Source organism: Variovorax sp. KBS0712, from assembly GCF_006323185.2.
Taxonomy (GTDB): Bacteria; Pseudomonadota; Gammaproteobacteria; order Burkholderiales; family Burkholderiaceae_C; genus Variovorax; species Variovorax boronicumulans.
Window position 1 is genome coordinate 1 of the sequence record NZ_VCCD02000001.1, and the last position, 23,707, is coordinate 23,707.

Below are 23,707 nucleotides of genomic sequence, written 5' to 3' on the forward strand. Positions count from 1 at the left end.
GCCGCCGCGCGCGGAAAGCGCGTGCACGAAACGCTCGACGAAGTCGGCCTGGACGGCCTGGGCGCGCGCTACCCGCACGAGCTCTCGGGCGGCCAGCGCCAGCGCGTGGCGATTGCGCGTGCGCTGGTGCGCCGGCCCGCCTTCGTGGTGGCCGACGAGCCCGTGTCCGCGCTCGACATGACCATCCAGGCGCAGGTGCTGCGCCTGTTTCAGAGCCTGCAGGCGCACCACGGCTTTGCGTGCCTCTTCATCAGCCACGACCTCGCGGCCGTCGAGCAGATCGCCGACCGCGTCGTCGTGATGGAGCGCGGTCGCATCGTGGAGCAAGGCCCGCGCGACGCCGTGTTCGACCGGCCGAGCCATCCCTACACGCAGGCGCTGCTGGCGGCCACGCCACGGCCGCTCGCGTCGCTGGCCGATTCTGTCTCCTGCCCTCCCGAGAAAGTGTTTGCGTGACCGCCGCTCCTTTGCCCGCCACCTGGCTGAACCCCACCGCCCCGCCTCCGCTCGACCCGCAGATCGTCGAGTTCATGCGCCTCATGGCGGCCGAGGGCGGCCGCTATCCGAAGCGCCACACCATCCCGATTGCCGAAGGCCGCGCCAACGCCGAGAAGGTGCGCGCCCCGTGGACCGAAGGCGGCCCGACGATGGCGCGCACCGTCGAACAGCAGGTGCCCACGCGCCACGGCAACGTGCGCATCCGCGTGCACTACCCGCAGCACCGCAGGCTGCAGGGCGCGCTGGTCTACATCCACGGCGGCGGCTTCGTGCTGTTCAGCCTCGACACCCACGACCGCGTGATGCGCGAGTACGCGGGCCGCGCGGGCATCGCCGTCATCGGCATCGACTACACGCGGGCGCCCGAGGCGCAGTTTCCGCAGCCGCACGACGAATGCGTCGACGTGATGCGCTGGCTCGCGGCGAATGCGGGCTCGCTCGACATCGACCCCGCGCAGCTCTTCATCGGTGGCGACTCGGCGGGCGCCAACCTGTCGGTGGGTGCCTGCCTCGTGCTGCGCGACGCGGGCGAGGCGCTGCCGCTGGGCATGCTGCTGAACTACGGCGCCTACAGCACCGAGCTGTACCGCGAGTCGGTGGTGCGCTACGGCGCGGGCGAGTACGGCCTGTCGCTGCACATGATGGTGTGGTTCTACGGCCTGTACCTGCGCCGGCCCGAAGACTTTCGCGACCCACGCCTGGCCAGCCTCACGGCCCGGCTCGAGGGCCTGCCGCCCGCGTGCCTGGCGATCACCGAGTGCGACCCGCTGCACGACGACAGCGTGCTCATGGCCGCACGGCTGCGCGAAGCCGGCGTGGCCGTGACCGACGTGCTCTACCCAGGCACGATCCACGGCTTTCTCGAAGCCGTATCGATCGCCGACGTGGCGGGCCGCGCCTTCGACGACGCCGCCCGCTGGATGCACGCGCTGGCCGCGCGCTGAAGTCCTCGCCATGTACACGCCCACACCGTACATCGAAGACGACCTCGCGACGCTGCACGCCGGCATCCGCGCGTGGAGCTTCGGCACGCTCATCACCGTCGGCCCGTCAGGCGCCAGCGCCACGCACCTGCCCTTCCTGCTCGACGCGCAGGACGACGGCCCCGGCCTGCTCACCACGCACCTGTCGAAGAAGAACCCGCAGTTCGACGAACTGCGTGCGGGCGCCGAGGTGCTCGCCATCTTCCAGGGGCCGCATGCCTTCGTCACGCCCAGCTGGTACGTGAAGCAGAGCACCTTCCCGACCTGGAACTACACCGCGATCCACGCGCGCGGCATGCCCCGCGTGATCGAGGACCGCATGGCCATCCATGCCGTGCTGCGCCGCACCGTCGCGCTGTACGACACGCCGCTGGGCGGCAACTGGGACTTCGACGCCATGCCCTTCGACTTCGTGGCGCCGCGCCTGGACATGATCGCGGCGGTCGAGATTCCCGTGCGCGTGCTCGAAGGCAAGTTCAAGCTCAACCAGGACCGCTCGGAAGACGACCGCAAGGGCGTGATCGCCGCGCTGGAGCGGCTGGGCGATCCGCAGGGCGTGGCCGTGGCCGGACTCATGCGGCAGCAGATGGCGTTGACGGTGGCGGGCTGACTCGCGGCGGCACAATCGTCCGCGTGCCACGCCTCCTACGCCTTCTTTCCTCCGGCCTTGCGCTGGCCCTCTCGTTCGGTGCCCACGCAGCCGACCCGGTGCTGCTCGTCACCTCGCCCGTCGCGCTGCAGGCTGCCGAGAAATCCGGCGCCGGTTTCGGTCGCTGGTTCGACGTGCCCGTGGCTGCCAGCGGCATCGCCACCAATCAAGCACTTGCACGCTCGCCGGCCTGGCAATCGATCGCCGACCCGCTGAAGGCCAGCCTCGCCGCCCTGCAGCGCCGCGACCCGCAAGCCGGCGTCGGCATTGCGCGCTACCCGCACCGGATCTTCGACGCACGCTGGCTTGCCAGCCCCGACGCCTTCTTCGAGCTGGTCGGCGTGGCCAACCGCATGGACCGCCGACCGTTCCAGCCCGGTGCCTGCGGCGAGACGCGGCTCGTGTACCGGCTGGCGTACCGCTCGGCCGCGATGCAGTCGCGCCTGCCGATGACCGTCGCCGTCGAGCTGCGCGGCGATGCGCCCGATGCCGACGGCAGCTGCGCCGGTGCCGCACGCCGCTGGCAACCACCGCAAGCGTCGATGAAGGACGAAGCGCTCGGCCGCTGGCTCGTGTCGGCCGACGGCCCGCTCGCCCCGCCGCGGCTCGCGCAGGCCCGCATCGCGCAGGTAACGACCAACCTGCAGAGCGCGCGCTGGCCCTCGGCCGTGCGGCCTGACCTCGGCGGCCATGCCGAGTACCTGCTGCGCGCCTTCCGCTGGAACGCGGGCACGCAGCGCTTCGACGCAGGCCCGCTCGAGAACACGCCCGACGTCGCGAAGCTCAAGGCCGACGCCCCGCTGCGCAAGGCGCTGCTGCAATGGCTGCAGCAGCCCGACACGCTGCGCGCGCTCGACAGTGCCACCGTGCGCATCCCCGATCGCTTCCTGGCGACCGAGTCGGTCTCCGTCGCGCCGCGCGGCCTCGAGCGCCTGGCGAACCGCCCCTTCGAACAATTGTTCGCGCCCGGCGACTGGCAACCCGTGCCCGGCAGCCGCACGCTGCAGTCACCGCAGGCCGTGCTGCGCCGGCTCGACGACCTGAGCTGCGCGGGCTGCCACCAGAGCCGCGCGGTCGCGGGCTTTCACCTGCTGGGTGTGGACCGGCGCGGCGCCTCGCGCACCTTCACGACCGGCAACGCGCTCGCGCTGCCGCATTCGCCGCACCTGCAGGATGAACTGGCGCGGCGCGAACGCTATGTGAAGGCCGCGTTGACGACGCCCGTGCCCGACCCGTTCCGCCCGCTGGCCTCGCCGGACGATGCGAACGCCGCGCCCGACAAAGCCACCGTCGGCGCCAGCTGCGAGCCCACGCGCATCACCGCCTCGGCCGACCCGTGGCGCGACCGCGCGCAGAAGCTGCCGCGCACCGCCGCCACGACCTGCGAAGGCGCGGATTCGGTCTGCGAGAAAACCTCGGTCGGTTTCCCCGGCGGCATGTGCTCGGGTCGCTGCGATCCGAAAGACCCGAACGGCACCTGCGGCGACATCGCCATCCTCAGCGACTTCAACCAGTGCCTGGCAGCCAAGCAACCCTTCGGGGATTGCCTGAGCAAGCACACACGGCCCGGCAACCTGCGCAGCTGCTCGGCGCAACAGCCTTGCCGCGAGGACTACATCTGCGCGCAAGCCGAAGGCCAGCCCGAAGGACGCGGGGCGTGCATTCCGCCCTACTTCCTGTTCCAGATGCGGGTGGACGGGCACTCGTGAAGGGGGCTCCCGTACGCCTCCCGAATGAATGACTCCCTCTCCCGCTTGCGGGAGAGCGTTGGGGTGAAGGTGAGCGGCGATGAAGGCCGCGCGATGTTGTCGGGTCCCCCCTGGCTGGCGGACCAGGGAGCCATTGCTGGCGCCAGATGAGAGGGCCGACCGCAAAAAATACCCAGTTCCAGGGATGTCATCGGACACTCTTTTTAACAATGATTGACATTTAGAAACCCCCTGCACGCCCGTCGGCAGGGGGCTTCTTTTTGTTGAGTCACACAACCATAAAGAGGAGTCAAGATGCTTTTCAGTCAAGCAAGTTCGGTCGCGCGAATCGGCGCCGTGGCCGGTGCGGTCATGTTGGTGGCATCGTGCGGCGGGGGTGGAGGTGGCGGTACTTTTCTGCCGATGGTCGCACCGCCCCCTCCGGCGACAGTGCCGCCCGCCGTGAAGCATTCCATCGGCGGCACGGTCACCGGCCTTGAAGGCCGCCTGGTGCTGCAAAACAATGCCGGCGACGACCTCCAGCTGTCGGCCGATGGCAAGTTCACCTTTGCAACGACCCTGGTCGAGGGCTCGGACTACAAGGTCAGCATCCGTACGCAACCCCTGTGGCAGGTCTGTACCGTCACCAAGGACACCGGCAAGGCCTCGGCCGACGTGAGCGACGTGACGGTGGCCTGCTCGGCCGCGGCGGCCAAGGTCGAGACGCTCGCCGGCACCGGCACCTCGGGCACTGCCGACGGCAAGGGTACGGCCGCATCGTTCGACCTCCCTTACGGCATCGCCCTCACCAAGAATGGGGGTCTGCTCGTCGGCGACTGGTCGAACAACCTCTTGCGCAAGATTTCGCCCGAGGCCGACGTCACCACGTTTGCCGGCAACGGAGTCTTGGCGTCGGTGGACGGCAACGGCCTCAACGCTTCGTTCAAGGACCTCACCAGCTTCACCGTGGATGCGACCGATACCGCCTTCGTCGCGGACGCCCAAGGCCATCGAATCCGCAAGGTCACATCGACGGGCGATGTGACCACGGTGGCGGGCAATGGCACGAACATCACGGCCGATGGCAACGGAACCGCCGCCACCTTCAACATGCCCATCTCGGTGGCCGTGGATGCTGCCGGCAATCTGTACGTTCTGGAGTATGTCGGCGGCGTCGTTCGCAAGATCGACCCGGCCCTCAATGTCACCACGCTGGCCGGCAGCAGCCCGCGGGGCTTTGCCAACGGTACGGGAACCGCCGCGAAATTCGGGCGCGGCTACAACATGGCCATCGATGCGTCAGGCAACCTCTACGTCGCCGACTCCGAGAACCATCGAATTCGCAAGATCACCCCCACCGGGGTGGTCACGACATTTGCAGGGACGGGAACGCCCGGCGCCACCGATGGCCCCGGCGACTCCGCGACTTTCTCCGATCCCCGCGGCATCGCTGTCGATGCGGACGGCAATGTCTACGTGGCCGATTTCGGGAGCAGCCTGTTGCGCAGGATCACACCGGCAAGGGTGGTCTCCACGCTCGCCGGCAAAGAGGGTCGTACGGGTAGCCAAGACGGCATCGGCGATGCTGCCAGGTTCAATCAGCCACAAGGGCTCACGATCAACGCAGCGGGCACGCTGTATGTCGCCGACACCTACGGCCAGTTGATCCGCAAGGTCACGCCGGTTCGGGTGCCCTGAGGCGTGCTGCGGCGACGTGCGCCGAGCGCGTCGCCGCGTGTCAGGCCCCTGCCCTCACCCTGGCCCTCTCCCAAAGGGAGAGGGGACAAGACCGCAGGCCTCGGGCCAACGCGCCCTCACTCCCCCTCGTACCACCTGTCCTTCGCCAGCATCACCCGGTGATGCCCGCACCCCGACGGCATCATCGGGAAGCAGTTCTCCTGCGCCGCCACCTGCACGTCCAGAAAGAACGGCCCTTCGCTCTCCAGGCATTCGGCCAGCGCCTCTTCCAGCTCCGCCGGATCGGACACGCGTCGCGCCCCCCAGCCAAAGGCCTTGGCCAACGCCACGAAATCAGGCAGCGCCTCGTTCCAGCTGTGGCTCAGGCGGTTGCCGTGGTTCAGCTCCTGCCACTGGCGCACCATGCCCATGTAGCCGTTGTTGCTCAGCACCAGCTTCACGGCCGTTCCGTGCTGCATCGCCGTCGACAGCTCCTGGATGTTCATCAGCACCGAGGCGTCGCCGCTCACGCACACCGTGAGCGCGTCGGGGTGGCCGATCTGCGCGCCGATGGCCGCGGGCAGCCCGTAGCCCATGGTGCCGGCGCCGCCCGACGTGAGCCAATGGCGCGGGCTGTCGAAGCGCAGGTACTGCGCGGCCCACATCTGGTGCTGGCCCACATCGGTCGAGACGATCGCGTCGCGGCCCGCGATGGCACGCTGCAGCGACGACATCAGCTGCTGCGGCAGGATTTCTTCGGTCGACGGCGTGAAGGCCAGGCAGTCTTCGGCACGCCAGCGCTCGATGCGCGCCCACCACGGCGCCAGCCGCTCGGGCGCAAAATCGTCGGGCAGCAGCCCCAACAGCGCTTCGACGATGGCGCCGCAGTCGCCCACCATCGGCACGTCGACGTGCACCACCTTGTTGATGCTGCCGGGGTCGATGTCGATGTGGATCTTGCGGGCGTGCGGACAGAACTCGTCGAGCTTGCCCGTCACGCGGTCGTCGAAACGCGCGCCCACACACACCACCAGGTCGGCCTCGTGCATCGCGAGGTTGGCTTCGAGCATGCCGTGCATGCCCAGCATGCCGACGAACTTCGGGTCCGATGCCGGGAACGCGCCCAGCCCCATCAGCGTGAGCGTGCACGGCGCGTGCAGCCGGTGCACCAGCTGCGTGAACGCCTCGCAGGCCGCCGGCCCCGAGTTGATGAGCCCGCCGCCACCGTAGAGCACCGGCCGGCGCGCGGTCGAGATCAGGTCGGCGGCGCGCTGCAGCATCGCCCGCGGCGGCAGCGGCGCGCGGCCCGTGCGCAGCGCGCGCAGCGGGGCCGGTGCGGCGCCGTGCGTGAGGCGCATCAGCTGGATGTCCTTCGGCACGTCGAGCAGCACCGGGCCGGGGCGGCCGGTGGTGGCGATGTCGAGTGCGCGGCGCACCAGCGCAGGCACGTCGTCGGCCGCGCGCACCTGCCGGTTCCACTTGGTCACCGGGCGCGACATGCCCAGCGCGTCGCTTTCCTGGAAAGCCTGCGTGCCGATCACCGCCGTCGACACCTGCCCGCTGATGCACAGCACCGGCACCGAATCACTCATCGCGTCGAGCAGCCCCGTGATCGTGTTGCCCACGCCCGGCCCCGAGGTGACCAGCACCACGCCGACGCGGCCCGTGCTGCGCGCATAGCCCTCGGCCGCATGCACCGCCGCCTGTTCGTGGCGCACCAGCACATGGCGCAGCCGGGGTTCGCCGTGCAGCGCGTCGTACAGCGGCAGCGCCGCGCCGCCGGGGTAGCCGAAGATCGTGTCGACGCCGCACTCGACCAGCGTGTCGAGCAGCGCCTCGGCGCCGTTGCGCACGCGGGGTGGGGTCTCGGGCATGGCCGGCGAGAGGCAGGGCGAGGATGTGGGGGGAAGGTCGAGCAGTCGCATGCCGTCAATTCTTCCGCTCTTGAGGCAGAATTTGCTTCTTTCTTTTGGCTGTTTAAGCCCGAAACATGAAAACCAATCGCCAAACACCGTCAGACAGCGAAGGATCTTTCGACAAGACCGATCTGGCGATCCTGCGGGTGCTGCTGCTCGACTCGCGCAAGACCCTGCAAGAGATCGGCAACGAGGTCGGCCTGTCGCCCACCAGCTGCTGGACGCGCATCAAGAAACTCGAGGCCTCGGGCGTCATCAAGCGCTACACCGTCGACGTCGACCCGGCCAAGCTGGGGTACCACGATTCGGTCATCGTGCAGGTCACGCTCGAGAGCCACACCGACGAAACCCTGTACGACTTCGGCCGCACCCTCGCCACCATTCCCGAGATCCAGGAGGCCTACCTCGTGTCGGGCGACTACGACTACTACATCCGCATCGCCGTGCGCGACACGCGCGACTACGAGCGGCTGCTGCGCGAGAAGCTCTACAAGATCCCCGGCATTCGCCACAGCAAGTCGCACTTCGTGCTGCGGGTGCTGAAGGAAGCGACGGTGCCGCTGATCTGACGGGTCGACGGGCCCGCATGAACGAATGGTGGGTACGATCGCCGACGAACGGCCCTTCGCAGACGCCATCCCCTTCCATGAGATCGACTTCGGAACATCGAACCCTGATCGTCCTGAGCGGACTGCCCGGCACAGGCAAGACCACCATCGCGCGCGAACTCGTGACGCGCGTCCCTTCGGTGTACCTGCGCATCGACGCCATCGAGCATGCGCTGAAGACCGCGAACGGACGCGCTGACGACGTGGGCCCGGCGGGCTACGTCGTGGCCTACGCGCTGGCTCGGTCCAACCTTGCGCTCGGCATGTCCGTGGTTGCTGATTGCGTCAATCCGCTGTTGGTCACGCGCGAGGCTTGGCGGGCCGTGGCGGCAGAGACGTCGTCGCATCTGGTGGAGATCGAGGTCGTGTGCTCTGACGTCGTTGAGCATCGCAGGCGCGTGGAGAGCCGGGAAGCCGACATTGCGGGCTTCGCGTTGCCGAGCTGGGAGGCTGTGCTTCGGCATGACTACGAGGCCTGGGGCACGAGCCGCCAGGTCATCGACTCGGCGCTGGTGAGTGCGAGCGAGGCGGCGGACCTGATCTGGCGGCGCATGCGTGAGCGGTAAATCGATGCGCTCCCGTTTCATCGACGCCTTCCTGGGCGCCATCGTGCTGGGCCCCTGGGCGGCGATGTTTGCCTATCTGGGCCTTGCACCGTTGGCCGCCTACTGGCTCGACGGCACCCAACATCGCACGGGCTCCAGCCGCGGCGCTTCCTATTGGTGGAGCTTCCCGGACGCCGTGGCCGCAGTACCCGATGCTCACCTGGCTGCTCGAGCTCAAGAGCCATGTCGTTGTGTGGAGCTGCCTGACTGGCATGGTGCTCGGGCCGGTGGTTGCGTGGATCATGAGCAGCCGCTTGAAGCGCATGCGTCGCGGTATTCGCTAGTTTTTTTGAATGAACGATCGTCCATGAACCCGACCGCAGAGATCTCGGTGCAACCAGCGAAACCCGATGAATGGAAGACCTATCGAGACCTGCGCCTGCGGGCGTTGCTCGATTCCCCCGATGCCTTCGGAAGCACGTACGAAGCAGAGGCCACGAGAACCGATGCGATGTGGTCCGCCCGCATTGCCGCGGCAACTTCATCCGGGAAAGACCGTGTGCTTTTCGCGTTCAACCGCAACGACGCCTGCGGCCTGATCTGGTGCAAGGTGTCCGGCGATGAACCGGCTGTCGCTCATCTTTTTCAGATGTGGGTCGATCCTGCATCACGAGGAATGGGAGCCGGTCGCGCTTTACTCGAAGCGGCGGTTTCCTGGGCTGCGCGCGCAGGGATGAAGCGCGTGGGCCTGGGTGTCACTGTCGCAGACACACCCGCGATGCGCCTGTACACGGCGTGCGGCTTCCGACCCAATGGTGCGTTGGAGCCGCTGCGGGAACACTCGCATCTGATGGTGCAGCCGATGAGCCTTGCACTCGGGCCCGTTGGCTCGACGGACTGAATTCCGCCATCGGCCGCCTTGCCTTCGTTTAAGCTCAACTGACAAAACGCTCTCTGAGGTTTCGCCATGCTCCAAATGCGCCCCGGGTGTGAATGCTGCAACCGAGACTTGCCGCCGGATTCAGCCGATGCCCGTATCTGCTCTTTCGAGTGCACGTTCTGCAGTGATTGCGCGAATCAACGCCTTGCGGGTACGTGCCCGAACTGCGGCGGAGAGTTGGTCCCTCGCCCGTCGCGGCCAGCGGCCAAGCTTGAGAAGTTTCCGGGTTCGACCACGCGGGTGTTCAAGCCTGAGGGGTGCGCGGCGGCATCGTGAAGGGCCGTCCTCAAGCATCCCGTCAACGCCCGGTCATGGCCAAGAGTGATCGCCCGCGACCAAGAAAAATTCGGCAGGCCTCGTCGGCCCACTTCAGGGATTCATTTTCAGGAGACGACCAATGTCGATGATCGGCAGCTACCTTCGAATCTCCCCCGACCAACTCACCGCACTCATCAACCAGCCTGCCCTTGCTGCGGAACTGGCGTATCCGGACGACGGCGAGTTTCCGGAGCCTCCGGTCAGCTTCGATCTGGACAAGTCTTGGCATCTGATCCACTTTCTCCTGACAGGTGAGGCATGGGGAGGCGAAGGTCCCCTTGCCATGGCCGTGCTCGGGGGTGAGGCGCTTGCCGATACAGATGCTGGCTACGGCCCTTTCCGATACCTCCGACCTGACGAGGTGTGCGCGGCGGCCGACGCGCTGAACTCCATAGACGCATCGACGCTGTGGAGCCGCTTCGATGCAGACCGTGCCGAGGCCGCAGAAATCTACCCGGGGTGGACCGGCGAGGACCTTGACCGTCAATACGTGTGCCACCACTACGAAGCCTTGCGCCAGTTCTACAACGCGACCTGTTCGGATGGCGGGGCGCTGCTCCTGTACATCTGCTAGTGCGACTTGGCGCAACCGGAGGAGCGTGTTTCTCCGACAGCCCATGAAGTCAGCGTTCGGCCATGGAGCACATCGGCCAACTGCGGTCGTTGACGGGCGACCGCTCCCAATCACCTCGAACGACACATGAGAGTCTTGTCAGCAACAGTTGTCGCGGAGCATTTTCGGCACGCCATCCGAGGCGAGATACCGGTCGCTACTACCTCAGGGCACCGCCCCTACAAAGGTGAAATGCAATATGAAATTGGTGGGTGGCATGTCAGCGTGTTCTATTTCGAAGGACACCTCGACTACTGCCACAGGGCGGTGTCAGCGGACGGCAGAGAAGGTCAATACGATGATTGGACGGACAGTGAAGGTAATGGGAACCCCATTTCCCTCTTGACCACTGGTGAGGCAAAGGCGCTCGAAGCCATCTTCGAGCACGCGCTCCAATCGGGGGAGTAGTTCGCGCCAGGGCATAACGAGCATGAGCGCGCCTTTCTTGCCCGTATGAGCGACCGCCTCAAAGCGCTGAACACGAAGCCTGGAATGTCTCTTCGGGGCCCTTCGCGACGACAGCGCGACCGGCTACAGTCGGCCGATTGTGTTGAAAAACTCTCCCGAATCCCCGTAGCTGGCTTGCAGTTTGCATGCGCTTCGTGATCGATGGAGGTATGCATCATGATGGGTCAAGGCACCGCTCAAGATCAGTTGTTCTACGCATTCAACCTCGACGATCACGTCCCGCGTGATCACCTGCTTCGAGGCGTTGATCGCTTCCTCGATCTGAGCGAGCTACGCCAACATCTTGCGCCGTTCTACAGCCACACCGGCCGGCCATCGATTGATCCCGAACTCATGATCCGCATGCTGGTCATCGGCTACTGCCTGGGCATCCGATCCGAGCGCCGGTTGTGCGAGGAAGTCCATCTCCACTTGGCCTACCGATGGTTCTGTCGCCTGGGCCTGGAGGACAAGGTGCCCGACCATTCCACTTTCTCCAAGAACCGGCATGGCCGCTTCCGCCAGAGCAATGCATTTCGATTCGTCTTCGAGGCGGTGCTGCACCGCTGCATGACCGAAGGGCTGGTGCAAGGGGAGGGATTTGCCATCGATGCCAGCGTCATCAAGGCCGACGCTAACCGCGCGCGCAATGTTCCTGCCTCCGAGGTTGCGCAGTGGCGCCAAGGCACCCAGTGCAGCCGTGCGGTGCGCGAGTACCTCGAAGCGCTGGACGCCACTAATCCGGTTGCCGACGGTGCGCCCGAGGTGCCGCACGACACGCAGGCACCATCCAGGAACATCTCTCCGACCGACCCGGCTGCGCAATGGACCGCAGCACCGGGTGGTCCGGCCTTCTACGCGTACTCGACCAACTATCTGATCGATCTGTCGGCCGGCATCATCATGGACGTGGAGGCCACGCCTGCGCATCGCACACCGGAGGTCGACTCCACCCGAACCATGATCGATCGGGTCGAAGAGCGCTTCGACATCAAGCCGCGACGGCTTGTGGGTGATACGGCGTACGGCACTGCACCGCTGCTTGGTTGGATGGTTGAAGACAAGCAGATCGAACCTCATGTGCCCGTGTGGGACAAGACGGCCCGCAAGGACGGCAGCCTGTCGATCGGCGAGTTCGAGTGGGAACCAGAGCGCAATGAGTACGTATGCCCCGAAGGCCATGCGCTGCGTAATGAACGACGCCGATTCACGATCCCGCGCAGCCACGTCACGAAGGCCGACACGGTGATCTACCGAGCGAGTCAGTCAGACTGCGTCGGCTGTGCGATGAAAGATCGGTGCTGCCCGAACACGCCATTCCGCAAGATCGCGAGAAGCGTCCATGAAGGTGCACGCGAGACGGCACGATCCATTGCAAGGACACCGGAGTACAGCCAGTCACGCAGGGATCGCAAGAAAGTGGAGATGCTGTTCGCGCACCTCAAGCGCATCATGAAGCTGGATCGGCTCCGGCTTCGCGGGCTCAGTGGTGCGCAGGACGAGTTCCTGCTGGCGGCTACAGCCCAGAATCTGCGGCGGATGGCCAAGTGGTTGATGCCAATTGAAGGACATGCAGCCGTGAAAAGCGTGTGAGGTGAACGCAGCGGCGTGCTGCGCGCTCTCGCTTCGTTAACTCGATTGCGAATCCTGTGCGATCGCCAACGCAGGCAAGATTCGAGGCGAGTTTTTCAACACAATCGGCCAAAACCAGCCGTTCGCGGACGTCGCTTGCTCAAGTAACTTGATAACCAGTATTGCACCATCATGAAGCGGATGCGTTGCGGCCAATACCTCCAGCAGGCAGCTGCGGGATTGCTCATGGGTCTTGCGCTCCACACGGCAAGTGCGGAGCAGCACTGCTCCTTATCGGTTCCTCGAGCTGCAAACGGCGATTGCGGAATGTACGAGGTATCCATGGTCCAGTTGATTGCCAATCCGGATTCCTTCGAAGGCAAACGAGTTGCGGTGGTTGGCTTTCTGAACACCGAGTTCGACGGCGATGCGCTGTACTTGCATCAAGAAGACCTGAACGCACGCATCCACTTGAACTCGGTGGCCTTGGTCGTCCCGGTCAATTGGTCAGCAAGCTCTGCCTGTCGAAATCGGAGCTATGTCCTGTTGCATGGCGTGTTCACCGCCAAGACCAAGGGCCACGCGGTGTGGCGAGCCGGTTCGCTGGAATCGATCAATCTTTGCCGGCAATGGCACTGAAGAAATCAAACAAGGCCACGCAGCTCCTCGCTACACCAGGAAGCGGACGGGTACCAACATTCAAGCCAGCTGTCGAATCATGAAATTTGAAGGTCAAAACTTCGCCTCTTTGACCGCACCTTTCGACCGTGTGTTGGAAAGCAGGCTGCTCGCGCTTCGCAGCTACGGTCGGCATTCGTATGCTTCGCTGACCGACGATCAGGGCAACTATCTTCAAGTGGCTGGCGGCGGCGTCACCTGCATGGTTGAACGCTTCGACGCTTCATCCTCGACCATGGTGCGTGCATTCCATGACAAACCAAACCCGATATTTCCCGACGGCACCGTGCTCTCCTTCGGCGCTGGAGAACTGAGGCTGATGGCCGATGAATGGTTTCAGGCCAGCGCCGTCGTAGAAATCTTTCTCTGCTTCAAGCACTGTCGAAAGTATCCGGACAACGTCCACTGGCGTCCGGCACTCTCCCCAGGCGCCTTTGCAACTTGACCCGCGAACGACGCTCCCCAATGACAAGCTTCACCAGCGCCCGAGACCTTCTCGAAGAAGTGGCTTCGCGATACCGCGCCATGGACTCCTATGCCGATTCGGGCTTCGTCCAAGAGCTGGATCGGCCGAAGTCTTCGCCGATGTCATTCGAGACAGCTTTTCGGCGCCCTGCAGACTTCAAATTTCGCTTCAGCAGCCCGCATCCCTACAGGCCGAAACGGCACTTGATCTCACGCTCTCAAGTTGGCTTGGATGCGGGGAAGCCGTACTACTGGAGCCAGGACTACAGCTCGCCCGCGGAACTGGAGCAAGAGGAATCGCTCCTCATGGCTGTTGCGGGCACGACCGGCGTATCCAGGGGATCGGCCTTCACGATCTGGTCTCTCCTGTTCCGCGAAGAAGGTGATGACCTGTTTTCGACCCTCGCCCGGCCGCGCTTTCGCAAATTTGCATGCGTCGATGGTGTGAGGTGTCATCGGGTGGCAGCCATACACCGGGGCTTTCGTCGAATCGATATCTATATCGGCGTCGATGACCTCTTGCTCAGGGGATGGGTGATGCGAACGGGTCGATTCCCGCAGGCAGAGATGCGCACGAATATCAAGGTAGGCGTCGAATTCAGCATCTCCTGTTTTTCGGCAGCGAATGCGGCCACCGCGTCTGCCAACTAGGTTTCGATCCTGATCCAACATGCGAGGTCGGGCATCACGCGCGGTGGCTCGGCGATTTACCATCGCTGATTTTTGCGATCGCACCCCATGCATCAATCACTCGGCCTGGTGTCCCTCGTGGTCCCCGACTACGACAAGGCGCTCGAATTCTTCGTCGGCACACTGGGCTTCGAACTCGTCGAAGACACGCCCGTGCCTGCGCAAGGAAAGCGCTGGGTCGTGGTCAAGCCGCAGGGCGGAGAAGGGGCCTGCCTTCTCCTGGCGCAAGCATCGGCGCCAGAACAGCAACGCGCCATCGGCGACCAGGCCGGCGGCCGTGTGTTCCTGTTCCTGTACACGGACGACTTCTGGCGCGACTACGAAAAGTACAAGGCCGCAGGCGTCGAGTTCGTCCGCCCGCCGGAGGAGCAGCCGCACGGGGTCGTGGCTGTCTTCAAGGACCTGTGCGGAAACATGTGGGACCTGATCCAGCCCAATGCCAGCAACAGGAGCTGGCAGCTGTAAGAATGGCCTCGCTCCCTTTCACGAACCTCACTCTTCACCCGCGAAAGAACCGCCCATGACCGAGACCACCAAGGTAAAAGGACCCGCCTCGTACTTCCCCTCCATCGAGAAGACCTACGGCCAGCCGATCGCGCATTGGATGGACATTCTTCAGGCTGCGGGCCCGCTGAAGCACATGGAGCTCGTGAGCCAGCTCAAGACCCAGCATCAGATGGGTCATGGGCATGCGAATGCCTTGGTTGCGGCGTTTCTTGCGAAGAAGTAATACCCGCCGCAGGCCAAGCATGCATACCTTCGGCTCATGGCGGCGCGGCTGGACGACGATGCGTTTTCTTTCATCGAGCAGTGCGTGTGCACAGGTCGCTCAAACACCGCGCGCCCTTATCGCCTTGGCCGCCTCACTCGCGCTTCTCACGGGGTGCGCCAATACCGCCAGCTTCAAGAAGCCCCAGGAAATCACCTGGATCGACGCTCCTCCCGATAAGTCCATTCTTTATCTGCTGAGGGCACCTCACGACAGCACCGAGGTTGTTGCGGCCATCAATGGCACTGCGGCGGCGAGGCTCCCGTCGGGCGCGTACACCGCCTTGGTGCTCTCGCCCGGCACCTATCGCCTCGCGACAATGGCCTCCAGCAGTCACGCCGCTGATATCGAACTCAGAACGGGTGAGCGCCGCTTCTTCTATATCTCGGGTGTTCTCGGGACAAGCCCCAAAGCGAATGCCGTTGCGAGCGCGCTTGGAGGTCCGATCGTCGCGCTTGCAATGTCTACCCGAGACCGAACCGATCCGGAAAGTCGTCGGTGGACCGAATGCACGGACCTGGACGCACGAGGTTTGGCATCGATTGCCACCTTCGTGACACCGTCATCCGAGGGCAAGTGAGCGTCTCGAACGGTCGCCATTCGGCAGTACGCGCCTCCCCCTTGGCCAGGAGACACCATGCAGCTTCACACCGCCCGCATCTTCGTCCAGGACCTCGCCCTCGCCGCCCGCTTCTATGAAGAGATCCTCGGCCTGCCCCTGAAGGCCGACGGCCGCGATCAGGGCTTTTGCGTGTTCGACGCAGGACCCATGAGCCTGGTGGTCGAAAGTGTCGAAGCAGATGCCCCGCCAGAAGACCTGGCCCTGGTAGGTCGCTTCACAGGCCTGTCTTTCGACGTGGACAACATCCAGTCGAAGTACACCGAACTCTCGTCACGCGGCGTCGCCTTCAGCGGCCTCCCCGAGCCGCAGTCCTGGGGCGGCATCCTCGCCACATTGCGCGACCCCGCCGGCAATGAGCTTCAACTGGTGCAGCAGCCCCGAACGTAGCCATTGGTGCACACTCGTCATACAATGAGAATAATTCTTATTTTGATGGCCTGGCCACCGCACTACGTCCGCCATGGCCGCCGATCCCGCTCTGCACCCGCACATCCACACCCTCTATAGCGAGCACCACGGGTGGTTGCAGGGCTGGTTGCGCAGGAAGCTCGGCAATGCCTTCGATGCGGCAGACCTCGCGCAAGACACCTTCCTGCGCATCCTCACCGCGCCAGACCACACGCCCGAGAAGCAGTGCGACTGGCAATTGCGGGAGCCGCGCGCCTACCTGACGGTCGTTGCCAAGCGGCTGCTGGCCAACCTGTACCGCCGGCGTTCGCTGGAACAGGCCTACCTCGAGGCCTTGAGCGCGTTGCCCGAACCGCTGGCGCCCTCGCCCGAGCAGCAGGCGATCATTCTCGAAACCCTGCAGGAGATCGACGCGATGCTCGACGGCCTGGCGCCGCCGGTGCGCCAGGCCTTCCTGATGGCGCAGCTCGAAGGGCTGGGCTATGCGGAGATCGCAACGAAGCTGGGCGTGAGCGAGCGCACCGTCAAGCGCTACATGGCCGAGGCCATGGCCCGCTGCATCCTGCTGGTCGCGTGACGGTGCAACGCACGATGACGGTCGGGGTCGACAAGGCCGTCGCCCTGCAGGCGGCGCAATGGTTCGTCCTGCTGCAGTCGGGCGAGGCCACGGCGGCCGATCGCACGCAATGGACGCGCTGGCGGGCGGCCGACCCCGCGCACGAAACGGCCTGGCAGCGCGCCGAGCAAGTCAGTGGCAAGTTCGGCAGGCTGCCGGGCGCGCTGTCGATGCCGGTGCTGGGCCGAGCGGTGCGAAGCGACCGCCGTACCGCCGCCAAGGCGCTCGCCGTGCTGCTGACCGCGGCGCCCGCCGGCTGGCTGGCCTGGCGCGCATCACCGGCGCGCGAATGGCTGGCCGACCACCGCACCGCCACTGGCGAACGCCGCGAACTGCGTCTGGCCGACGGCACGCGCGTGCAGCTCAACACCGCGACGGCCATCGACGTGGCCTACGGCGCGACGCAGCGCGTGGTGCGGCTGCATGCGGGCGAAATACTCATCGAGACGGCACCCGATGCCGTGCCCTCCTCCGACGCCTCCTACCGCCCTTTCATCGTCGAGACCGCGCAGGGGCGCCTGCGTGCGCTGGGCACGCGCTTCGTGGTCCGGCAGCACGAAGGCGATCGCAGCCAGCTGACGGTGCTCGACGGCGCGGTCGAGGTTCGCCCCGACCACGCGCGCAGTCTGGCAGCGGTGGTGCGTGCCGGCGAGCAGGCCATGTTCTCTTCGACGGCCATCAGCGAGATCACGGCGGCAGCCGCCGATGCCGACGATTGGTCGCGCGGTGTCCTGCGCGCCAGGAACATGCGGCTGCACGACTTCCTCGCCGAACTGGGCCGCTACCGGCCCGGGGTGCTGCGCTGCGATCCGGCCGTGGCCGACCTGCGCGTGTCGGGCGTGTTCCAGCTGCGCGACACCGGCCCGGTGCTCGACAGCCTGCCGCAGGCCTTGCCGGTGGACGTGCTCTTTCGCACGCGCTACTGGGTCACGGTGGTGGCGCCGGGCGGTTGAGGCGTCGGGTGCTGGCAGCGATTTCGGCCGCTGCGATTTTTTCTGTCGCGGCCTGTCCCCTTTTCTTTCCTCGCGTGTGAAGCCTTGAGGAACAGCAACTTCACACCCTTGCAGGAGAGAGAGAAACCCATGGCCCCTCGCCGACCGTCCCCCCTTGATTCCGACGCCGTCTCGTTGCGTGCACTGTCGATCGCCGTGCATGGCGCGCTGTTCGCCATGGCGTGCGCCGCCGCCGGGACGGTCGCCGCGCAGATGCCGGGCACGCCCAACGCACAGGCCACGCAAGCCGAAACACGCAAGGCCTACAACATCGCGCCCGGCCCACTCGACGAGGCCCTGTCGAGCTTCGCCGCCTCTGCCGGTGTGAGCATCACGATCCCGCCGGCCCTCGCGCAGGGCAAGCGCTCGCCCGGCCTGCAGGGTCAGCACGCTGTGGGCGAAGGCTTCGCGCGGCTGCTGGCCGGCTCGGGCCTCGAGGCGGCGGGTGGCGCGGGCGGCTCGTATGCGCTGCGCCGCTCGAGCATCGGCGGCCCTGCAGACACCGGCGCCGACGGCAGCACCACACTCGCACCAGTCACCGTCACGGCCGAGGCCGAACGCAGCGCCACCACCGAAGGCACGCGCTCGTACACGGCGCGCGCGCTGACGCTCGGCAAGGGCGAGCAGGCGCTCAAGGACATTCCGCAATCGGTCAGCGTGATCACGCGCCAGCGCATGGACGACCAGGGCCTCGTCGACCTGCGCGACGCGGTCAACAACGTCACGGGCGTGGTGGGCGTCAAGGGCGTGGGGCCGGGCATGGTCCTCACGTCGCGCGGCTTCCAGATCGACGCCTGGCAATACGACGGCGTGCCCGTGCCGCGCAACATGTACTCGCTGGGCAACTGGGCCACCGAAGACACGGTGTTCTTCGATCGCGTGGAGGTGCTGCGCGGCGCCTCGGGCCTGCTGCAAGGCACCGGCAGCCCGGGCGGCGCAATCAACCTCGTGCGCAAGCGCGGCCAGCCCGAGAAGACGCTCACGCTCACCGGCAAGGCGGGCTCGTGGGACCACTACGGCGCGCAGCTCGACGCCGGCGGTCCGCTCAATGCCGAAGGCACGCTGCGCGGCCGCGTGGTGGTCGACGAAGACCGCAGCCACTCGTTCACCGACTACGTGTGGCGCAAGACGCGCTCGCTCTACGGCGCCATCGACTACGACATTTCGCCCGACACCACCGTCGGCTTCGGCGTGAGCCACTCGCACGCCAAGGGGCGTCCGATGCTGCGCGGTTTTCCGCGTTACCCGGACGGCACCGACATCGGCCTGCCGCGCTCCGTGTTCACAGGTGCCCTGTGGAACCACAGCGACATCGAGCAGACCACGGTGTATGTCGACGCCGAGCACCGCTTCAACGACAAGTGGAAGCTGAAGTTCTCCGCGCTCGGCATGAACGAGAAGAACAGCGCGCAGCACCAGCGCATGCACGGCGACGTCGCGGCCGACGGCAGCGGGCTGAACTTCGCCGACTGGGACACCCGCTTCGATTCGCGCAAGCTCGGCTTCGACGTCTACCTGCGCGGACGCTTCGACGCGCTGTCGATGCAGCACGACCTGACCATCGGCGCCAACTACTCGAAGTTCGAGTCGACCGACCGGTATGCGCGCCGGTTCAGCGGCGGCGGCAACATCTTCGCCATCGACCACAACCGCCCGGCGCAGAACTACGACACCATCATGGCCGCCGGCGGCGGAAAGAGCCACACGCACTACGACGTGCGGCAAAAGGGCATCTACGGCAGCTGGCGGGCCCAGTTGGCCGAGCCGCTCACGGCCATCGTCGGCGCGCGCCTGAGCTGGTACGACTACCTCTATTCGAGCCAGTCCGCGGGCTTCACGAGCACCGTCTCCACGTCGGGCGAAGTGACGCCCTACGTCGGCCTCGTGTTCGCGCTCAACAAGCAATGGTCGGCCTACGCGAGCTACACCGACGTGTTCGAGCCGCAGACCGAGCGCACCGTCTCGGGCGACGGGCTCAAGCCCATCATCGGCAGCAACTACGAGGTGGGCCTCAAGGGCGAGCTGATGGACGGCCGCCTGAACACCTCGCTGGCCGTGTTCCGCTACAACCACACCAACCGCGCCGTGACCGACCGCGATGGCGGCTTTGCGTGCGATGGCTGGTACTGCTCCAAGTCGTCGGGCAAGGTGCGCAGCCAGGGCTTCGAGGCCGAAGTCAGCGGCGAGGTCGCGCCGCGGCTGCAGCTCACGGCGGGCTACACCTACAACACCACCCGGTTCCTCGAAGACCCGGACAACAAGGGCAAGATCTTCAGCCAGTGGACGCCCAAGCACATGCTGCGCGTGTGGACCAACTACCAGCTACCGGGCGACTGGAGCCGGCTCAGCGTGGGCGGCGGCTTCAGCATCCAGAGCCACACGCTGGGCTACGACCGCACGTACAAGGTGCCCGGCTTCGCCGTGTGGAGCGCGCGCCTGGCCTACCAGCTGACGCCGGAGGTGGCGCTGGCCGTCAACATCAACAACATCTTCGACAAGCGCTACTACATCCCGGCCTACAGCGAGGCCAACGGGAACAACAACTACGGCGATCCGCGCAACGTGCTGTTCACGGTGAAGTACACGCCGAAGCTGTGAGTTGTGGGGAAGGGGCACGCGGTTGGCGTGGCCCTTTTTCGGTCTCTCGCTACCAAAGCGCGGAAAATCGCCTTGGCATGAACTACATGATTTCGAACGAACGAACCGTCACCTGGCAGGAGTTTGGCCATCTGATGGCGTCGGTCGGTTGGGGCAGCGGGTACGACGAAGCATCGTTCGAACGCTCCCATCGGGCCTACCCGCTCGTCGTCCACGCACGTGCAGACAGCGGTGCGCTTCTCGGCTATGTCTCAGCCTTCAGCGACGGGGCATTCACGACGATGCTCGGTGAACTGGTTGTCCACCCGAACGCCCAGGGCTCGGGCATCGGCCGGGCGCTACTGAGCGCCGTTGAAGCGGAGTTTCCTGGTGTCCCTGTCTACGTCAAGGCGCTGGGCAATGCGAAGCGATTCTTCGAGGCATGCGGCTATCGCAGCCCGAGCGAAGAAATGACAGTGCTGTTCAAAAAGGCTCGTCCTCGCTCCGGGCAGGCTCTTTGATCAGTGCATGGCCCCGATGCGAGAGACACAACGAACGCCGCGTGATGATGAGTAACCCCGAAACGACTGCGTGGGTACGGGCGAACGCTGGACGCGTCACGCATGAGTGAAAAACTGAACTTCGTAGGGGGTGCCATCGGCCTCCTGGTCCTGCTGGGCGGCACGGTTTTCTGGCTCCGACACGACCTGAAGCGCCTGCGCAGCCTCAAGCGAAAGCTGCGGCTCGGCGCCCTGCTTACGCAGGCAGAACAGGACGAGCTGGCGTCGCTGCAGGGAAAGTACCCTTGGGCCTGACGACCGCCCTCGCCGTCACGACGTACCTCGAACGGATCAGAACCTGATCCGCACCGAAGCCGCACTGCGATCGGCCTCGCCGTGGAACACGGCCTCGATGTTGTTGCCATCCGGGTCCAGCACGAACGCCGCGTAGTAGCCCGGGTGGTAGGCGCGTTCACCCGGCGGGCCGTTGTCCCGGCCTCCATGCGCCAATGCGGCCTGGTAGAAGGCGTCGACCATGGCCCGGTCTTGCGCCTGGAATGCGATGTGGTGGCGCCCGGTGAGTTCGCCCTGCACTTCGTCGCTGTCGCGCGTCGACACGAACAGTTCGTCGGCCCAGAAGTTGCGCGCGTCGGAGCCGCCCATCGGGATCTTCAGCGCCTCGAAGACGGCGCTGTAGAAAGCCTTGCTGGCCGCCAGATCGCGAACGACCAGTCCGATGTGGTCGATCAGGCGGCCGCGATGCAATTCTTTTTGTGTACTCATGAAGCGCTCCTGTCGGTGGAGGTCGGAGTGGCGGAATCTACCAAAGCCAACCTCGGATATCGAGCGACAGGGTTTGCATCTCAGGGCCGACTCAGCTTCAGCAATTTCTTCCATGCGGCCAGCGACGCGCCGCGCGATGGCGGGTGCGCCTGCAGCCATGCCTGCGCCGAGGCGTGCGGCGAGTAGTTGCTTCGCAGCGTCGGATCGGCACCGGCGGCCACCAGCAGCTGCGCGATCTCGAGGTTGTTGCGCGCCACGGCGCGCATCAAGGCGTTGTCCGTCCAGAACGCCGCCGGCGGCAAGGCGCTTTCAGTGCCGGGCACGGGTGCGAACAGCAACCGGCCGACAGGCAGCGTGGCCTACAGCAACGTCGGTGAACCTGCGTGCGGTGCGAGCGAAGCGTCGTTGCAAGGAGGCGGCAGCACATGGACAAGGCGGGGCAGCCCCGACGAGGTCTGCGGCTGCGGCACCAGTTCGCTGCGCAGCGGCGCGGGGGTCTGGTGGTTCACGTCGACGCCCAGGGCCAGCAAGGCGCGCACGGCCTCCACGTTGCCGGCATCGACCGCCGACGCCAACGGCGTCATGCGTCCGCACGCGACGGCTTCGAAGGCGCGATAGGCGGCCAGGGCCTCCTTTGGCCTCTGCTGCAGGATCAGCAGATAGACCCGCGCCTCGGCCGGTGCCCCCGCTTCGAGGGTCGGCCACTGCGGCGGGTCCATGGCCCGGTGCAGCAGGCGGGCGGCCTGCAGATGCCCCTGCGTCGCCGCTGCACGCACGGCGCGCTCGGTCGCCGGCAGGCCCTGCGCCAGCAGCAGGCGAACGATCCCCGCATCGCCACCCCTGGCCGCCGCATCGAGCGCGTTGTGTCCGTCGGCATCGGTGCCCCGCACCGCATCCGGCGACATGACCGCCAGGAGCTGCCGGACGCTTTCGAGGCGGCCCTTCTCCGCCGCCACCGCCAGCGCCGACACGCCCTGCGCATCGCGCACATCCGGCCGCGCGCCGGCGGCCAGCAGCACCCGCACGCGCGCAGGGTCATGCGCGTGCTCGATCAGCGGTGGGTTACTGGTCGCAGCATTGGGGTCCGCGCCCGCAGCCAGCAGCGCCTGGATGACCCAGGTCGTGGGCGCGAAGAACAACGGAAGACCGCCGTTGCGATCGGGCGTGTCGGGGTTCGCGCCCGCCTTCAGCAGCAGCGCCAGGGTCTGGCGGAAGTCGATGGCGTGCGTATCGCTGGCGCCGCCCGAGCCCGCGAACTTGGCTGCGCGCAACAGCGCCGTCTCACCGTCGTTGACGTTGTGGTAGTTCACATCGGCATGGCGACGCAGCAGGAACTTCACCATCTGCGCGTTGCCTTGCTGCGCGGCCTTCATCAACGGGGAGTCGCCCACATTGAAACCGTAGCCCTGCACATCGTTGACACCAAAGCCCTGCGCAAGAAATGCCTCGACCTCGCGCAGGCGACCGCGCTCCACGGCATCGAAGAACGCGATCTGCGCTTGCGCGGACGTCGTGTCGCGAGCGGGTTCGGCCTCGGCCGGGTGCGCCGGCATGTGGAGCATGAGAGCTGATGCGAGGGCGATGCACCAATGAAAGAATAGGTTTCGTGTGAACACTGCGGTCAGGCCTCGCTGGCCTGTCGATCGATGTCCGCCACGAGGCCTTGCAGCCACAGGCGGTGATCGCTGAAGGTGCTCAGTCGCTCCTCGGCCTCTTCCCTCGCAGCCAGGTGCTGATCCAGATACCGGAACCTGACCCGGCGTGCGGCCTCGTGCAGAACGCTCTCGGGCACATCGTTTTCATACAGCACGTCGAAGCGGGTCACCCAGAAGCCTTGCTCGGTCAACGCGATGCGCTCGAACGCACGAGGGTCTTCCACGCTGAACTCGACGAACTCCAGGCCGCCCGGATGCGCGCGCACACCCGTGACCCGGCTGCCGCGATCCCACAGCGGAACCCATGGCGGCCCGTCGGGTGCGCGGGCGCCGTGGTACGCAAGGAACGGCGGCCCCAGGCAGACCGTGCGGAACACTTCATGGAGGCACTCGCCCATCGCCAATTGCACCAAGGGCGCGGACGCGCCGAGCTGCTGCAGCGTCGCCATCCGCAAAGTCTCTGCCACCACCGTCATCCTGCGTCCTCCTTGATCTGCT

General features: G+C 65.9%; 28 protein-coding genes. 23 read left to right on the forward strand and 5 right to left on the reverse strand.

Going from position 1 to position 23,707, the window contains the following annotated elements:
* From FFI97_RS00005 to FFI97_RS00025, 5 genes are all read left to right on the forward strand, one after another.
* Positions 1-456 (forward strand): ATP-binding cassette domain-containing protein (locus FFI97_RS00005; protein WP_144004318.1); only part of this gene is annotated, 456 nt, incomplete at its 5' end.
* A complete protein-coding gene (locus tag FFI97_RS00010; protein WP_260684854.1) occupies positions 453-1,442 on the forward strand; it encodes an alpha/beta hydrolase fold domain-containing protein in 990 nt (329 codons plus the stop codon). The genes FFI97_RS00005 and FFI97_RS00010, both read left to right, overlap by 4 nt.
* Before the next feature lie 10 nt (positions 1,443-1,452).
* A complete protein-coding gene (locus FFI97_RS00015) occupies positions 1,453-2,091 on the forward strand; it encodes an FMN-binding negative transcriptional regulator (protein WP_139703045.1) in 639 nt (212 codons plus the stop codon).
* Positions 2,092-2,114: 23 nt separating this feature from the next.
* The gene (locus tag FFI97_RS00020; protein WP_260684855.1) at positions 2,115-3,839 is read left to right on the forward strand and encodes a hypothetical protein; all 1,725 of its coding nucleotides are present in this window, start codon (positions 2,115-2,117) and stop codon (positions 3,837-3,839) included.
* A gap of 441 nt (positions 3,840-4,280) precedes the next feature.
* Entirely contained in the window at positions 4,281-5,516 is a 1,236-nt protein-coding gene (locus tag FFI97_RS00025; protein WP_185993522.1) for an NHL repeat-containing protein, read from the forward strand.
* A gap of 116 nt (positions 5,517-5,632) precedes the next feature.
* Here the strand turns inward: FFI97_RS00025 and ilvB are convergent, their stop codons facing one another.
* The gene (ilvB, locus tag FFI97_RS00030; RefSeq protein ID WP_139703047.1) at positions 5,633-7,420 is read right to left on the reverse strand and encodes a biosynthetic-type acetolactate synthase large subunit; all 1,788 of its coding nucleotides are present in this window, start codon (positions 7,418-7,420) and stop codon (positions 5,633-5,635) included.
* A 65-nt stretch (positions 7,421-7,485) separates the two neighbouring features.
* Here ilvB and FFI97_RS00035 point away from each other — a divergent pair, with 65 nt between their 5' ends.
* From FFI97_RS00035 to FFI97_RS00120, 18 genes are all read left to right on the forward strand, one after another.
* Positions 7,486-7,980, forward strand: coding sequence for an Lrp/AsnC family transcriptional regulator (locus tag FFI97_RS00035; protein ID WP_185993523.1), 495 nt, complete (start codon positions 7,486-7,488; stop codon positions 7,978-7,980).
* 77 nt (positions 7,981-8,057) lie between these two features.
* Positions 8,058-8,585: an AAA family ATPase gene (locus FFI97_RS00040; protein WP_139703048.1), complete on the forward strand. Its 528-nt coding sequence runs from the start codon at positions 8,058-8,060 to the stop codon at positions 8,583-8,585.
* Positions 8,575-9,465, forward strand: coding sequence for an N-acetyltransferase (locus FFI97_RS33820; protein ID WP_260684856.1), 891 nt, complete (start codon positions 8,575-8,577; stop codon positions 9,463-9,465). Before FFI97_RS00040 ends, FFI97_RS33820 begins: the two co-directional genes overlap by 11 nt.
* A gap of 66 nt (positions 9,466-9,531) precedes the next feature.
* The gene (locus FFI97_RS00050; RefSeq protein ID WP_139703049.1) at positions 9,532-9,780 is read left to right on the forward strand and encodes a DUF1272 domain-containing protein; all 249 of its coding nucleotides are present in this window, start codon (positions 9,532-9,534) and stop codon (positions 9,778-9,780) included.
* 121 nt (positions 9,781-9,901) lie between these two features.
* Positions 9,902-10,396 (forward strand): YfbM family protein, encoded by a 495-nt coding sequence (locus FFI97_RS00055; RefSeq protein WP_139703050.1) that lies wholly within the window; start codon positions 9,902-9,904, stop codon positions 10,394-10,396.
* 663 nt (positions 10,397-11,059) lie between these two features.
* Positions 11,060-12,475 (forward strand): IS1182 family transposase, encoded by a 1,416-nt coding sequence (locus FFI97_RS00060; RefSeq protein ID WP_139701439.1) that lies wholly within the window; start codon positions 11,060-11,062, stop codon positions 12,473-12,475.
* Positions 12,476-12,646: 171 nt separating this feature from the next.
* Entirely contained in the window at positions 12,647-13,093 is a 447-nt protein-coding gene (locus FFI97_RS00065) for a hypothetical protein (RefSeq protein ID WP_221937651.1), read from the forward strand.
* Between the two features lie 79 nt (positions 13,094-13,172).
* Complete coding sequence (locus FFI97_RS00070) at positions 13,173-13,577, forward strand: hypothetical protein (RefSeq protein WP_139703052.1); 405 nt, start codon at positions 13,173-13,175, stop codon at positions 13,575-13,577.
* A 20-nt stretch (positions 13,578-13,597) separates the two neighbouring features.
* Positions 13,598-14,248, forward strand: coding sequence for a hypothetical protein (locus FFI97_RS00075; protein WP_139703053.1), 651 nt, complete (start codon positions 13,598-13,600; stop codon positions 14,246-14,248).
* Positions 14,249-14,335: 87 nt separating this feature from the next.
* On the forward strand, positions 14,336-14,752 hold the full coding sequence (locus FFI97_RS00080) for a VOC family protein (RefSeq protein ID WP_139703054.1): 417 nt from the start codon (positions 14,336-14,338) through the stop codon (positions 14,750-14,752).
* A 55-nt stretch (positions 14,753-14,807) separates the two neighbouring features.
* On the forward strand, positions 14,808-15,017 hold the full coding sequence (locus FFI97_RS00085; protein WP_139703055.1) for a DUF4287 domain-containing protein: 210 nt from the start codon (positions 14,808-14,810) through the stop codon (positions 15,015-15,017).
* A gap of 19 nt (positions 15,018-15,036) precedes the next feature.
* Entirely contained in the window at positions 15,037-15,636 is a 600-nt protein-coding gene (locus tag FFI97_RS00090) for a hypothetical protein (RefSeq protein ID WP_139703056.1), read from the forward strand.
* Positions 15,637-15,693: 57 nt separating this feature from the next.
* On the forward strand, positions 15,694-16,065 hold the full coding sequence (locus tag FFI97_RS00095) for a VOC family protein (RefSeq protein WP_139703057.1): 372 nt from the start codon (positions 15,694-15,696) through the stop codon (positions 16,063-16,065).
* 73 nt (positions 16,066-16,138) lie between these two features.
* Entirely contained in the window at positions 16,139-16,663 is a 525-nt protein-coding gene (locus tag FFI97_RS00100; RefSeq protein ID WP_139703058.1) for a sigma-70 family RNA polymerase sigma factor, read from the forward strand.
* Complete coding sequence (locus FFI97_RS00105; RefSeq protein ID WP_260684857.1) at positions 16,660-17,655, forward strand: FecR domain-containing protein; 996 nt, start codon at positions 16,660-16,662, stop codon at positions 17,653-17,655. The genes FFI97_RS00100 and FFI97_RS00105 overlap by 4 nt, the downstream gene beginning before the upstream one ends.
* A gap of 129 nt (positions 17,656-17,784) precedes the next feature.
* On the forward strand, positions 17,785-20,292 hold the full coding sequence (locus FFI97_RS00110) for a TonB-dependent siderophore receptor (protein WP_139703059.1): 2,508 nt from the start codon (positions 17,785-17,787) through the stop codon (positions 20,290-20,292).
* A 77-nt stretch (positions 20,293-20,369) separates the two neighbouring features.
* Entirely contained in the window at positions 20,370-20,792 is a 423-nt protein-coding gene (locus tag FFI97_RS00115) for a GNAT family N-acetyltransferase (protein WP_139703060.1), read from the forward strand.
* 102 nt (positions 20,793-20,894) lie between these two features.
* Positions 20,895-21,086, forward strand: coding sequence for a hypothetical protein (locus FFI97_RS00120; protein WP_139703061.1), 192 nt, complete (start codon positions 20,895-20,897; stop codon positions 21,084-21,086).
* 36 nt (positions 21,087-21,122) lie between these two features.
* Here the strand turns inward: FFI97_RS00120 and FFI97_RS00125 are convergent, their stop codons facing one another.
* The 4 genes from FFI97_RS00125 to FFI97_RS00140 form a co-directional block, all read right to left on the reverse strand.
* Positions 21,123-21,554 (reverse strand): VOC family protein, encoded by a 432-nt coding sequence (locus tag FFI97_RS00125; protein WP_139703062.1) that lies wholly within the window; start codon positions 21,552-21,554, stop codon positions 21,123-21,125.
* Between the two features lie 80 nt (positions 21,555-21,634).
* On the reverse strand, positions 21,635-21,877 hold the full coding sequence (locus tag FFI97_RS00130) for an ankyrin repeat domain-containing protein (protein WP_144004320.1): 243 nt from the start codon (positions 21,875-21,877) through the stop codon (positions 21,635-21,637).
* A gap of 36 nt (positions 21,878-21,913) precedes the next feature.
* Complete coding sequence (locus tag FFI97_RS00135) at positions 21,914-23,116, reverse strand: ankyrin repeat domain-containing protein (protein WP_144004321.1); 1,203 nt, start codon at positions 23,114-23,116, stop codon at positions 21,914-21,916.
* 59 nt (positions 23,117-23,175) lie between these two features.
* A complete protein-coding gene (locus FFI97_RS00140; RefSeq protein WP_139703064.1) occupies positions 23,176-23,685 on the reverse strand; it encodes a hypothetical protein in 510 nt (169 codons plus the stop codon).
* Positions 23,686-23,707: the final 22 nt, after the last annotated feature.

What these genes read in the sequence shown, in the direction of transcription:
- FFI97_RS00015 (WP_139703045.1), top strand. Translation starts at nt 1,453, where the DNA reads ATGTACACGCCCACACCGTACATCGAAGACGACCTCGCGACGCTGCAC.
- ilvB (WP_139703047.1), bottom strand. Translation starts at nt 7,420, where the DNA reads ATGCGACTGCTCGACCTTCCCCCCACATCCTCGCCCTGCCTCTCGCCG.
- FFI97_RS00035 (WP_185993523.1), top strand. Translation starts at nt 7,486, where the DNA reads ATGAAAACCAATCGCCAAACACCGTCAGACAGCGAAGGATCTTTCGAC.
- FFI97_RS00040 (WP_139703048.1), top strand. Translation starts at nt 8,058, where the DNA reads ATGAGATCGACTTCGGAACATCGAACCCTGATCGTCCTGAGCGGACTG.
- FFI97_RS00050 (WP_139703049.1), top strand. Translation starts at nt 9,532, where the DNA reads ATGCTCCAAATGCGCCCCGGGTGTGAATGCTGCAACCGAGACTTGCCG.
- FFI97_RS00055 (WP_139703050.1), top strand. Translation starts at nt 9,902, where the DNA reads ATGTCGATGATCGGCAGCTACCTTCGAATCTCCCCCGACCAACTCACC.
- FFI97_RS00060 (WP_139701439.1), top strand. Translation starts at nt 11,060, where the DNA reads ATGATGGGTCAAGGCACCGCTCAAGATCAGTTGTTCTACGCATTCAAC.
- FFI97_RS00065 (WP_221937651.1), top strand. Translation starts at nt 12,647, where the DNA reads ATGAAGCGGATGCGTTGCGGCCAATACCTCCAGCAGGCAGCTGCGGGA.
- FFI97_RS00070 (WP_139703052.1), top strand. Translation starts at nt 13,173, where the DNA reads ATGAAATTTGAAGGTCAAAACTTCGCCTCTTTGACCGCACCTTTCGAC.
- FFI97_RS00075 (WP_139703053.1), top strand. Translation starts at nt 13,598, where the DNA reads ATGACAAGCTTCACCAGCGCCCGAGACCTTCTCGAAGAAGTGGCTTCG.
- FFI97_RS00080 (WP_139703054.1), top strand. Translation starts at nt 14,336, where the DNA reads ATGCATCAATCACTCGGCCTGGTGTCCCTCGTGGTCCCCGACTACGAC.
- FFI97_RS00085 (WP_139703055.1), top strand. Translation starts at nt 14,808, where the DNA reads ATGACCGAGACCACCAAGGTAAAAGGACCCGCCTCGTACTTCCCCTCC.
- FFI97_RS00090 (WP_139703056.1), top strand. Translation starts at nt 15,037, where the DNA reads ATGCATACCTTCGGCTCATGGCGGCGCGGCTGGACGACGATGCGTTTT.
- FFI97_RS00095 (WP_139703057.1), top strand. Translation starts at nt 15,694, where the DNA reads ATGCAGCTTCACACCGCCCGCATCTTCGTCCAGGACCTCGCCCTCGCC.
- FFI97_RS00100 (WP_139703058.1), top strand. Translation starts at nt 16,139, where the DNA reads ATGGCCGCCGATCCCGCTCTGCACCCGCACATCCACACCCTCTATAGC.
- FFI97_RS00110 (WP_139703059.1), top strand. Translation starts at nt 17,785, where the DNA reads ATGGCCCCTCGCCGACCGTCCCCCCTTGATTCCGACGCCGTCTCGTTG.
- FFI97_RS00115 (WP_139703060.1), top strand. Translation starts at nt 20,370, where the DNA reads ATGAACTACATGATTTCGAACGAACGAACCGTCACCTGGCAGGAGTTT.
- FFI97_RS00120 (WP_139703061.1), top strand. Translation starts at nt 20,895, where the DNA reads ATGAGTGAAAAACTGAACTTCGTAGGGGGTGCCATCGGCCTCCTGGTC.
- FFI97_RS00125 (WP_139703062.1), bottom strand. Translation starts at nt 21,554, where the DNA reads ATGAGTACACAAAAAGAATTGCATCGCGGCCGCCTGATCGACCACATC.
- FFI97_RS00135 (WP_144004321.1), bottom strand. Translation starts at nt 23,116, where the DNA reads ATGCTCCACATGCCGGCGCACCCGGCCGAGGCCGAACCCGCTCGCGAC.
- FFI97_RS00140 (WP_139703064.1), bottom strand. Translation starts at nt 23,685, where the DNA reads ATGACGGTGGTGGCAGAGACTTTGCGGATGGCGACGCTGCAGCAGCTC.